The organism is Deltaproteobacteria bacterium, assembly GCA_016208165.1.
Classification (GTDB): Bacteria; Desulfobacterota; Desulfarculia; order JACQYL01; family JACQYL01; genus JACQYL01.
Genome location: JACQYL010000106.1, coordinates 1 through 11,974, shown reverse-complemented (window position 1 = coordinate 11,974; position 11,974 = coordinate 1). Strand labels below are relative to the sequence as shown.

Here is an 11,974-nt window from a genome sequence, read left to right as displayed (position 1 = left end):
TTGTGACACACAAGATCACAAATGTCTAGTTTCACTTGTTCACAATATCGCACCAAGCGGAACATATTTCTGACAAATGCTATATACCATTCGATTCCGCCTTTGGGAACCGAACCGGCGTCCAAAATGGTGGTGGGAGAAATAGCTACTTCACCCGGCTCCAGCGGCGAATGAAGACCGCCACCTCGGCCTTGCCGATCTCTCCTCGATCGACGGACAGCACCAGCTCGGCGAAATCATCCTCCGGCGCGTCGAAGGCGTGGCCGTTGAGCAGCAGGAAGACCAGCGCCGCTACCGCGCCGACCCGCTTGTTGCCGTCGAGGAAGGGACGATTCCTGACCAGGTGGAAGAGATAGGCGGCGGCCATCTCATAAACGTAGGTATGCAGAAACTCGCCGCCGTAGGCAGCAGACGGCATGCCGAGCGCCGATTTGAGCAACTCGATATCCCGGATGCCGGAGGCGCCGCCGTAGCGGGTGATCTGATCCCGCTGGATCTCCAGCACCTCGGTCAGGCTAAGAAATTTCACAACCTACTCCGCCAGCTTTTTGAGCGCTTTGGAATAGCGGACGTTGACCTTGTCGAGGGCTTTCTTGAACGCATCGCTGCGGTCGGGATCCTTGATGGGGGAAAGAATCAGCACCCGGCCGTCGGTAGTGACTTCGAAAGGAGTTTCGGCGTCGGCTCCGAGCAGTTCCAGGACCGGTTTCTCGATCACCAGCGCCAGGCTGTTGCCATGCTTGGTCAGCGTTTTGATCATCGCGGCCTCCATGATTTATGGTTATTACAACGTCAATACAAAGATAAAACGGACAGAAAATTTCGTCAAGAAAGATGATGGGGGTTTCCGCGGACCTCCTGACCCCGGCTTAATGACTTGATCGAAACGGCGACGATTCTTCTTGCACGACAGTACATGCGTCAGAATAAGCCCCGACCTCGCACTGGAGTTTTGCATCGCAATTCAGGATTTGATAGACTCGAAAAGACGGATCAAAGAGTCCAACTCCTGGGTGAAATCTCAATTCGGGGTCCACTGGCAAATGACGGATACCGGCAAGAGCAACAGGTGGAGTTTTGTCGGATTGGCAAGTAAAGCATTCGTCCTGGCCTCCGTGGTGGCCGTGGTCCTGCCGGCGCCGCGGTACGCCGGCAGCCTCGGCAGCGCGGAGTATATGGTCTGGGTGATGCGCTTGTCCTGGGTGCTGCTGCTGACCGTGGGCTTCGTCGGCGTGTCGTTACTGGCGGGTTTCGTAAACGGATGGCTGCAGAAGAATACCCGAAAAAGGGAATGATTTTCATCCTGGTTCATGGGATTTTGGCGATGGTCATGTATGGGGCCGCGATAGGCCGCGCCCTCGACATGAATCGTGAACAATTCGGCAAACCCGTTTCGGGTTCGGTGCCAACGATTGTTCGTTCATTCAAATCCGCCGTCACCAAACGCATTAACTCGATACGCCGCACCCCAGGCGCCAAATTGTGGCAACGCAATTATTGGGAACACATCATCCGCAATGAATCGGAATTGAACCGAATCCGCGAATACATCCGCAACAATCCCACAAAATGGGAGTCGGATGAATTGAATGGACGTGCGAAAGAAACCGGTCGGTCGCTCCTGCCTGCATCTGAAATCGAGGTCTGGATGGTATGATGCCGGGGGCATGGCGGGCAGTGCCCCTACAAAGTGTCGTGAACAACTTGGCCCGGGCGGGGGAGCGATTCCATGCCCATATCCACCCAGGGCCATAATTTCATATGGTAGCGTTATGACAACAGCCTTTCTCGCACTCGCCCTTGGCTTGGCGCTCCTCGTGTGGAGCGCCAGCTATTTTGTGGACGGCTCCGCCTCCACCGCACGGTATTTCGGAATGCCGCCCCTTTTGATCGGCATGGTGATCGTGGGCTTCGGTACTTCCGCGCCTGAATTGGTGGTATCCGCAATTGCCGCGTCACAAGGTAATCCGGGCATTGCCCTCGGAAACGCTTACGGATCGAACATCACGAATATTGCACTGATCCTGGGACTTGCGGCAATGATCAGTCCCATTGCCGTACATTCGCAGGTGCTTCGCAAGGAATTACCGATACTGACCGCAGTCACGGTCCTGGCCGCCTGGCAGGTCTGGGACGGCGAAATCACCCGTATCGATGCTTTTGTGCTGCTGGGTGTGTTTGCCGGACTGATGGCTTGGAGTATACGGCAAGGCATGCAGAAACGAACAGACGCGCTGGGCAGCCAAGTCGACCAGGAGTTGAAGGTGCATGCGATGCCGATCCGCCAAGCGGTTTTCCGGCTCGCCATCGGCCTGGTCCTGCTGATCGTGAGTTCCCGTGTCCTGGTGTGGGGGGCGGTCGAAATCGCTCACGGTTTCGGGGTGAGCGACCTGTTCATCGGACTGACCGTTGTGGCCGCGGGAACGTCGCTGCCGGAGCTGGCTTCATCCGTCATCGCCGCGCGCAAGGGAGAGGATGACATTGCGCTGGGTAATGTCCTCGGCTCCAACCTGTTCAATACCTTGGCCGTAGTGGGAATAGCCGGAACAATAAGTCCCATGAATGTGGGGCCTGAAATATTCTTCCGGGACATCCCGGTCATGGCGGCGCTCACTGTTTCGCTGTTCGTCATCGGTTATGGATTTCGAGGTTCCGGGCGAGTCAACCGCATCGAAGGGGCGGTGCTGCTTGCCTGCTACGTCGGCTACATCGGGTATTTGGCGACCCGTGTCTCGAGGCTGTGAGATTCGCCGTCAGAGGCAGTGTTTTTTTAGGAAACCTGTCATGAAATGCATGATGCCAAAGTTTTCGAGCCTTTTGCCCGTGACGATTTTGGCCCTCCCTTTGTTATTCTTGTCGTCGATGTCTAATGGGGCCGGCGAGAAAAGCGGAGATCGCGCATCGGCGGAGGACGGGGCGGCCATTTATCGTTTAGCGCCGGACAGCAGGGGAGGGCAGGCTTATAAGCTTGTTTATCTTGTGCGTGCGCCGTTGGATGTATTTTGGAAATTCAAAACCGATTTCGATAACGATTTCTTGGTAACCAACAAATACATTCGAGAGCACCGTTTCATTTCACGCAGCGGCGACAGCGTGATTACCGAGGACGAATATACCCATGTGCCTCGAATCGTTTTCAGATGGAAAACCACCGTGCATTCCGCCATCCATCGCCTTGATTTTGTCCTGATGAATCCGGAAGAGTGCGATCAGAAATACCATTATGGGTACATACGGATAGAGTCTGTACAGGGAAGCACTCGAGTGACCCAGGTGGCCTACTTCGATTTCCGGGGCGCCTCCATCTGGGCCGTCTATCCGTGGGGAGGAGGCATGAAAGATTTTCTCTCATACACGGCGCGTTGGGAGCAGGAGACCGTCTTGCGCTTGACGGATCGCTATTCCGGCCGGGAATTTAAAGGAAAAACAGACGATGAACAGACTCCGCCGCTTAATCGATAAAGTCATTCTTGCGTCCTTCTTACTGGTTCTTTTTTCAGCCGGTTGCGCAACCATACCGCTACCCACCCAATCGGGTCGCATTGGAGAAACCGGACCGCTGGGAAGCTGTGCGGATTTTTTTTCGTCCCTCGATCAGCGAATCGAAGAATCCGAGGTTCTCGATCCCGGTGTTTTCCGGGTGAAGGGATATCCTTACTTGAGAGTGAATCGATTCTTATCCTCGTTTCGCGAGGAGGTGGACGATGAAACTGCCTTTGCCGCGTGGCTGGATCGATTGCAGGAGCTGGATCGAGAGGCTCGCAAATATGAAATCGCCAACCTGCCTGATTCGGCCGAAGCGACTTCGGCGCCCGTGATCGACCCGGCCGAACTGAACAGGAGAACCGCTGCCTGTGGGGATCTTCTGAAAATGGCGGATTTTCCAAACGGCGAACATCGCCGGGCGTTGCGCGAGCGCGCTTCGGCGTCCGACGAGTATATCACACTCAGAAGAGTTCTCGGCATTTACCCATTCACCGGTTTGTTTATTTCTCACGGAGTGTCCAAGTGGCATGCCGAGGTACATAAGCGCTTTTCGCTTGAACCTCCTGTCGATTGGAAAACCATCCGTTATGGCACGGACCGGGAAATCGATGCGACGTCCGTAACTCAAATCTTCTCATCGACAAATCGTGATGCACTGGGCGTTCCCGTGTACACCCGCGAAGAGCGAGAGGCGCTCTTCCGGCTGCACGCCCCGATTTGGGAAATCCAGATCCAGGGCGACTGTGACCGAATCGGAGCCCCTGTTTGGACCGACAAGGGCATTCTCGAGGTCCGTACGGGAGACCCGGTAACCTTCACGCTGCTTTCGTTCACGCGTTTCGGAAAGGACGTTCTCACCCAGCTGAACTACATCATCTGGTTTCCCTGCCGGCCCAAGGAGGGCCCTCTGGACATCTATGGGGGATTGCTCGACGGAGTCAATTATCGCGTCACGCTGGATACGGACGGAGTTCCGCTTCTGTATGAGACGATTCATAACTGCGGATGCTATTACAAGGCCTATCCCACCAATCGGCTGCAGGTTCGCGAAAAGATCGATTATGCCGAACCCCCACTGATTCTCAAGGCGCCCGATCTGGATTTTTCGAAGCAATTCATGACGCTGGCTATGGAGAGCCGAACCCACTTCGTTCAGCACTTGTACCCTTTGTCTCGCGAAGCGCGGCCCCCCATGGCCGTTTATGCGTTCGCGGACTATAATCAACTCCGGAGCCTGCCCCATTCCAAGACGGGGCGAAGAAGCATGTTCGGCCAAGACGGCATCGTTCCGGGGAGCGAGAGGCTGGAACGATTTATCCTGTGGCCCACGGGTGTTCTCTCTCCGGGCGGTATGCGCCAGTGGGGCCGTCATGCCGTCGCGTTCCTGGGCGAACGCCAGTTTGACGATCCATTTTTTATGGACAGGATGTACACGAGAGCGAACTCCCACTGATTCTATTCACCGAAAATTTACGACCCCTATTGGGCGGCAGGTCCCGAGTTACGGGTAATGCCGCTCTTCCCCAACCAACGGACTTCACCACGCAACGCAGATTGCGTGGCGGGTGCTTCCTCGACGGGTTCGTCACAGGTATATACCGTAGGTGACAGATCCTATCCGCATCTTCCCGACGTTTCGTCCGCATTTCGAAGTCAATACGGAGTCTTGAAGTCTTTTATAGGGTATTCACCTTATATTTATTCTCTCAAAACCTTCGTATTCTCGGTACTCATCATTTCCAGAATGAATCGGAGGAAAGCCGGTAACGAACGCTACAGCGAGTGGAGTACGCCTCTTCGCCGTCGCGCAGTTCGAAACCGACACAAAGGAGGAGATATGGCCGCTAAAATCTTCGTTAATCTTCCGGTCAAGAGTCTTGACCGGTCCGTCGAGTTTTTTGGAAAACTGGGCTTCAAGTTGAGTCCTCAGTTCACGGACGACACCGCCGCCTGCATCGACGTCAGCGATGACATCCACGTTATGCTGTTGAGCGAGGCCCTGTTTGAGGAGTTTACTCCCAAGTCCATTTGTGACGCCTCGAAAAGCACGGAAGTGCTTGTGAGCTTGTCTTGCGAAAGCCGACAGCAGGTCGATGAGTTGATCTCCAAGGCGGTGGCTGCGGGAGGTACGACCTATAGTTTCCCAAAAGATTACGGTTTCATGTATGGGCATGGATTCCAGGACTTGGACAATCACATCTGGGAACTGATGTACATGGAACCCAGCGTGGTGAACATCGAGCACATACCTACTTACCAAACGTGCACTCAGTGGAGCGACACCGGTTCCGCTTTTGCAGCTCAACAGTGGATTGGAAAAAACTGACCATGAACCTCTCGCCGTGCCATCCGGGATTCTCGACGCCCGGCTGAAAGATCGACCGGTGACTTCATCGAGAGCCTTGTGAAGTTGGACCTCGAAGACGAAGATTCGGCATCGTGGTACGAAGAGGGGTGTTACCCGGGAGCCCGTGTTTGTGGCCGCTCCGAACGCGTCGAAAGAGGACGACGGGATCGTGCTTTCGGTGGTGCTGAACGCTCGGAAGGGACGTCGTTTCTGCTGATCCTGAAACCCTCCAGCTACGAGGAATTCGCTCGATCGGAAGTTTCCAGTCCCATTCCTTTCGGCTTCCAAGGTAACTACTTTGCCGGGGCCAAAGGGCCGCAATCCTTCCATACACTCCACAGATAAGATTGAAAAGCCGCAAGGGCCGGCGGGTCCGGCTGCAGCGCACTCGGGGGAGCCTCCCTCTTGATGCGGGTCCGGATCCTATCCCCACGACAAGCAAGCGTGGATGTCTGTCCGGAATCCGGCGATCTTTTTTTATGTTACACAAGACACTGCAAATATTATATCTTACGGCTTGCAGAAATATCGACTGACCGATAAAGGGCAATAGTGGCTGAAAAGCCGCCAGGATGAACCGCATTCAACTCCGGATAATGAATTCCGAAACCCGGAAGGTTCGTTTTCCCCGAACATCTCGCGAAGGTAACAAGAATGATTGTGCTTCATATGGGAGTCTATGCCGGGCTCCCGTTTTTGTGGAGTGAAGCCCCGACCGGGAGCTTCGATGCGACCGGTCCGACTACCGGGAAAAAGACCCGGCAGCGCAAGCTTGGAAGATACCCTTTTGATCCCGGTCTTTCGTTTCTTGCCGAATCTTTGATCCATGCCTCGGCGGGGTTCAGGCTGGATCCGTACGAGGAAAGCGGAACTCGGGCCTCGTTTTGGGCGCCGTCAACGGGAGGAGGACCGATCCCGTCGAGCGAGCTGATCGCCGAATCGCCGGACCAGGACGAAGAGCCTACTCTGAAACCGTGGCTTGTGGAGATCTACCCGCTGTCTGGGGAAGAAACGGTCGAGCTGTTGTGCGAGTGCATGGGCAAACGGATCCTGGCCAGGGGTCTGGTCATTGGATCCGATGTGGCGTTTTGGTCCGAAGCCCTGCGGTTTGCCGGTTCTCTCGTCGCCCGCCGGAAGTTGGTCCCCGGTCTCGTTTTAGAGGAAGACGAGGCCAGAGCCGTCTGGGAGCCGGTGTTTTTCGGGAAGGATGTCGAGCACCTCTCCGCGCTCGCGCGGCGTATGCCTCCGGCGGCCCGAGCCTTCACCGACGTGACCGCAAGGGAGGCTCCCTCGGCGCCCGCCTACAGCGTTCTGGAAAAATTCATTTCTGAAAGCGTGGACAGTATCGTCCGTCTCTCGACGCAGCCGTCCAGGGGAGTTTCCGAGAGACTCTCCCGCTCTTCCGCGGTCTTTTCGAGCGTCCATGACGCATGGTTGAATGCACTGCGGACTCCGGACGGAGTCGTCCAGGCTTCGAAACCGGAGATCGAGCGGTTGTTCGGAGAGATCGGACGCTGGCGTCTCAAGCTCGAGATGCTGAGCAACGCGCCGCTGAGGTTGTGCCTGCGCCTCGAGGAACCGGAGAACTCGCCCGGCCGGGGCGCCAAGAAGAAGGCCGATCAGCCGTGGTACGTGCGGTATCTGCTCCAGCCGCGCAACGACCCCAGTCTCTTGATTCCCCTGGAAAGCATTTGGCCGGGAGGTAAAGCAAAAAATCCCGGTGTCGAGGGACTGGGCGCCAATGCATTGGAATACGCGCTTGCGTCCCTAGGGCAAGCGGCCGCCATTTGCCCCCGAATCGAGCAGAGCCTGAACACGGCCAAGCCCTCCGGGTACGAGTTGGACAATGCGGGCGCGCATGAGTTCCTGACGCAGAAGGCGGCCGCTCTGGACCAGTCGGGTTTTGGGGTGCTGCTCCCGTCCTGGTGGACCCGTACGGGAACCAAAGCCAAAATTTCGGCGCGGGCCAAAGTTAAGAGTTCCGAACTTTCCGGAGGCGGCGGCCTCTCGCTCGAGACGCTGGTCCGGTTCGATTGGGTGCTGGCATTGGGGGGAGAGGAGCTGTCCTTCCGGGAACTCGAGGCCCTGGCGAGGCTCAAAGCGCCCCTTGTTCAAATCCGCGGGCAATGGGTGGAAGTGAACACGGCCGATATTCAAGCGGCCGTCAAGTTCTGGAAAAACAAGGAACCGGAAGAAACCCGTCTTCTGGATATCGTACACATGCATATAGGGGCAAAGGAAGCCCCACATGGATTCGGGTTTGACGGCGTTCAAGTCGAAGGAAGGCTCCAGGATTTTCTGGAACGGATCGACGGGCGCCGGTCGTTCGAGGAGCTGCCCGCGCCGGAAGGCTTTTCCGGAACGCTCCGCCCCTACCAGGTTCGTGGTTATTCCTGGCTCTCGTTTTTGCGCGAATGGGGCCTCGGAGCTTGCCTTGCAGACGACATGGGCCTTGGAAAAACCATCCAAACACTCGCCCTCGTGCGGCGCGACTGGGCCGCCAACGGCAAAGGGCCGGTGCTTCTGGTCTGCCCCACCAGCGTGGCCCAAAACTGGCGGAAAGAGACGGAGCGTTTTACTCCGGGGCTCCCTGTGTACATACATCACGGAACGACCAGAAAGAAGGAAGAGGACTTTAAGAAGCTTGCCGCACGATCAGCCATCGTCATCTCGACCTACGCGCTCCTGCAACGGGATATACGGTTTCTGAGGGAAATCGATTGGGCGGGGATCGTATTGGACGAAGCGCAGAATATCAAGAACCCGGAAACCAAACAGGCCCGAGCTGTCCGCTCGTTGCAGGCCGGCTACCGCATCGCCCTGACGGGGACTCCTGTGGAAAACAACGTGGGAGACCTCTGGTCCATCATGGAGTTCCTGAATCCTGGCCTTCTCGGTCGGCAGGCGGATTTCAAAAAACGCTTTTTCGTGCCCATCCAGACCAGGCGCGATCCGGACGCTGCCACGCGTCTGAAAACCATTACCGGTCCGTTCATTCTGCGAAGGCTGAAGACGGATCGGACTATTATCTCGGACCTGCCGGAAAAAAACGAGATGAAAGTCTATTGCCCGCTGACCAAAGAACAGGTCTCGCTTTACAGCGCCGTGCTGGAAGAGGTCGAGACGGCGTTGAACGAAGCCGAGGGCATCCAGAGAAAAGGGCTGGTCCTGGCGACGCTTTCGAAGCTCAAACAGGTCTGCAATCATCCCGCGCAGCTCTTGGGAGATCGCTCCTCGATTCCCGGACGTTCCGGCAAACTGGAGAGACTTACCGAAATGCTCGAAGAAATTGTCGAGGTCGGGGAACGTTCCCTCATCTTCAGCCAGTTCGCGGAAATGGGAGAAATCCTCCGTCAATACTTGGAAGAGACCTTTGGCATGGAAGCGCTTTTCCTGCACGGCGGCGTTTCTAAGAAACGCAGGGATCGGATGGTGGAGCGTTTCCAGGAACATGCCAACCCTCCGAGTTTTTTTATCCTTTCGCTCAAAGCGGGAGGTGTGGGTTTGAATCTTACCAATGCTAACCATGTCTTTCACTTTGATCGGTGGTGGAATCCGGCGGTGGAAGACCAGGCTACGGACCGGGCGTTTCGCATCGGACAGACGCGCAATGTCCAGGTTCATAAGTTTATTTGCGCCGGAACCCTCGAGGACAAAATCGACGAGATGATCGAGCGAAAAAAACACATTGCCGAAGAGGTGGTGAGTTCAGGCGAGGGGTGGCTCACCGAGCTTTCAAACGATGAATTGAAGCAGCTCTTTGCATTGAAAAAGGATATCACAGGAGTATAACCATGTACCGTTGGCGGTATCGGAATTACACCCCTTCCCGACCCAGGGAGGCCAAAGGCGGAATCAAGGCGCAAAGCAAGAGCGGGAAGTTCGGCGAATCCTGGTGGGCCAAACGATGGATCGGGATTATCGAAAGCTTCAACATAGGCGCGCGTTTGGGTAGGGGTAAGTCCTACGCGCGGAAGGGACAGGTGCTTTCCATCGACATCGAAAAAGGCGCAGTCGCTGCCCAGGTACAAGGCTCCCGGGCCCGACCCTACAAAGTCGAGATGCAGGTGAAAACACTCACGGAAAACCAGTGGAAGCTCATAGGGAAAAAACTCTGCGAGAGCGCCCTGTTTGCCGCAAGGCTTCTTGCCGGCGAGATGCCCCAGTCGATCGAAGAGGCTTTCAATGCCTCCAAAGTGCCTCTTTTTCCCACAAGAAGTTCGGATATCAAAACGGATTGCTCCTGCCCGGACTGGTCGAATCCCTGCAAGCACATCGCAGCCGTGCACTACCTTCTGGGCGAAGAATTCGACCGGGACCCGTTTCTGATCTTCAAACTCCGCGGGCTCGAGCGAGACGAGCTGATCTCTCTGCTCAGTCAATATGCCAAGGCGGAACCTCGATGTTTCGATGAGGGAGGACCATCGCAATCCGGAAAAGGGAGGGCGGATGCTCCGGAGCCTCTTCCCAAAGACCCCGCGCTTTTCTGGGGAGGCGAACCGAAAGCCGATGAAACGGAAGAGGACGTCGATATACCAAAGATTTCAGCCGCCCTCGTCAAGCGCTTGGGTGGTTTTCCCTTCTGGAGAGGCGAGGAGTCCTTTCCGGACGTCATCGATTCCATCGTGAGCGCAGCTTCGCCCGCGGGCCTGGAAGTATTTCTGGGGGAGTGGAAAGAAGCCGGAAAAAGGTGAACGTCTTTTTCCTGGTTCGGCATCGCTTTCATAGCACCTGCTCACGGCGTGGAAAACGCAGCCAAGCAAAACCTTGCGCATTCCGCCATTTGTTGCTCAACGGTATTGATCCTTCACGGGCAATTTTGATAGGCCGTTTACATGAAGACTACACACGAGATCCTGTTTTCCGATTCCCGAGCCATGAAGGCCCTTCCGGACGAGAGCGTCAATCTCATCTTGACATCGCCCCCATACCCCATGATCGAAATGTGGGACGAGCTGTTCTCCTTGCAGGACGCCGGAGTGAAAAAGAAGCTCAAACAGGGCGACGGGGCGGGGGCCTTCGAGTTGATGCATCGACTGCTCGATTCGACCTGGAAAGAAGCGTACCGGGTGATCAAGACAGGCGGTTTCGCCTGCATCAATATCGGCGACGCCGTCAGGACCATCGACGGGAATTTCGTTCTCTACACGAATCACGCGAGAATTCTGAAGTCCGCCCAGGAGTTGGGTTTTTCATCCCTTCCGTGCGTGCTTTGGCGAAAGCAGACCAACGCCCCGAACAAGTTCATGGGATCGGGGATGCTCCCGGCCGGGGCCTATGTCACGTTGGAGCATGAATACATCCTCATATTGAGAAAAGGCCCGAAAAGGGAATTCATCATCGAGCCGGAAAAAGAGAATCGACGTGAAAGCGCGCTTTTCTGGGAGGAGCGCAACACCTGGTTCTCGGATGTGTGGTTTGACGTGAAAGGTACACCCCAGGCGCTCAACGACAAGGATGCGCGCAACAGAAGCGCGGCTTTTCCCTTTGAACTGGCGTATCGCTTGATCAATATGTATTCCGTCAAGAACGATCTGGTCGTCGATCCTTTCCTGGGGATCGGAACGACTACCGCGGCGGCTATCGCATCCGGCCGAAACAGTGTGGGCTATGAACTGGACCCGACTCTTGGAGACGCCCTGTTTCGACTCAAGGATGGGATTGTCGATACTTCCCGGCGGCTCGTTCGGCAAAGATTGATCAGACACGTGGAATTCGTCGTTCAACGGCTCAAAGCCAAAGGCGTCTTGAAGCATGAAAACATTCACTACGGCTTTCCGGTGATGACGTCGCAGGAGAAGGAATTGCTGTTCAACGATCCCCAGAACATCAAAGCCACATCACAAAACGCCTACGAAGTGGAATACTCCACTGTGCCGCAGAAGGAATTTTGCAGGAATTGGGCGTCGGAACTGGAGCAGGACAACATAGATGACGCCGTCGATAAGCTGCGTCATGCCGTAGTCGCTAGGAATTCAAAGCAGGCTACGATTTTTTAGAAGTCGAATTCGAGGCTGATATAATCTCACATAGTTTATCTGGTTTTGCACAGAAGTCCTTACAGTTACTTAGATTTCTGCGTCTGCGCGATCCCCGCCTGCGGGCTTTGTTGGTCTGTCGGCTCTGGGCCTAAGCTCATCC

At 55.7% G+C, this 11,974-nt stretch carries 10 protein-coding genes and 2 pseudogenes; 10 read left to right on the top strand and 2 right to left on the bottom strand.

Translation table 11 applies throughout. The annotated features are described in order from the left end of the window. Positions 1–145: 145 nt before the first annotated feature. Together HY788_19460 and HY788_19455 are read right to left on the bottom strand one after the other, a co-directional pair. Positions 146–529 (bottom strand): type II toxin-antitoxin system death-on-curing family toxin, encoded by a 384-nt coding sequence (locus tag HY788_19460; GenBank protein ID MBI4776325.1) that lies wholly within the window; start codon positions 527–529, stop codon positions 146–148. A gap of 3 nt (positions 530–532) precedes the next feature. Beyond that, positions 533–760, bottom strand: a complete 228-nt coding sequence (locus tag HY788_19455; GenBank protein MBI4776324.1) for an AbrB/MazE/SpoVT family DNA-binding domain-containing protein — start codon at positions 758–760, stop codon at positions 533–535. A gap of 142 nt (positions 761–902) precedes the next feature. Between HY788_19455 and HY788_19450 the strand changes: the two genes are divergently transcribed. The 10 genes and pseudogenes from HY788_19450 to HY788_19405 all read left to right on the top strand — a co-directional run bounded on the left by HY788_19450 (position 903) and on the right by HY788_19405 (position 11,832). After that, positions 903–1,295 carry a hypothetical protein gene (locus HY788_19450; protein ID MBI4776323.1) on the top strand — a complete coding sequence of 131 codons (393 nt, stop codon included), beginning with the start codon at positions 903–905 and terminating at the stop codon, positions 1,293–1,295. Positions 1,296–1,372: 77 nt separating this feature from the next. Next, positions 1,373–1,573: pseudogene (locus HY788_19445) on the top strand (transposase). 199 nt (positions 1,574–1,772) lie between these two features. Further along, the gene (locus HY788_19440) at positions 1,773–2,744 is read left to right on the top strand and encodes a calcium/sodium antiporter (protein ID MBI4776322.1); all 972 of its coding nucleotides are present in this window, start codon (positions 1,773–1,775) and stop codon (positions 2,742–2,744) included. Between the two features lie 40 nt (positions 2,745–2,784). Next, positions 2,785–3,462: a hypothetical protein gene (locus HY788_19435; GenBank protein ID MBI4776321.1), complete on the top strand. Its 678-nt coding sequence runs from the start codon at positions 2,785–2,787 to the stop codon at positions 3,460–3,462. Beyond that, positions 3,434–4,939, top strand: a complete 1,506-nt coding sequence (locus HY788_19430; GenBank protein ID MBI4776320.1) for a hypothetical protein — start codon at positions 3,434–3,436, stop codon at positions 4,937–4,939. Before HY788_19435 ends, HY788_19430 begins: the two co-directional genes overlap by 29 nt. 384 nt (positions 4,940–5,323) lie before the next feature. Further along, positions 5,324–5,719 (top strand): annotated as a pseudogene (locus tag HY788_19425) (glyoxalase/bleomycin resistance/extradiol dioxygenase family protein). A 238-nt stretch (positions 5,720–5,957) separates the two neighbouring features. Next, a complete protein-coding gene (locus HY788_19420; GenBank protein MBI4776319.1) occupies positions 5,958–6,050 on the top strand; it encodes a carotenoid oxygenase family protein in 93 nt (30 codons plus the stop codon). Positions 6,051–6,487: 437 nt separating this feature from the next. Further along, on the top strand, positions 6,488–9,625 hold the full coding sequence (locus HY788_19415) for a DEAD/DEAH box helicase (protein ID MBI4776318.1): 3,138 nt from the start codon (positions 6,488–6,490) through the stop codon (positions 9,623–9,625). Between the two features lie 2 nt (positions 9,626–9,627). Then, positions 9,628–10,527: an SWIM zinc finger family protein gene (locus tag HY788_19410; protein MBI4776317.1), complete on the top strand. Its 900-nt coding sequence runs from the start codon at positions 9,628–9,630 to the stop codon at positions 10,525–10,527. Between the two features lie 141 nt (positions 10,528–10,668). Further along, positions 10,669–11,832: a site-specific DNA-methyltransferase gene (locus tag HY788_19405; protein MBI4776316.1), complete on the top strand. Its 1,164-nt coding sequence runs from the start codon at positions 10,669–10,671 to the stop codon at positions 11,830–11,832. Positions 11,833–11,974 lie beyond the last annotated feature (142 nt).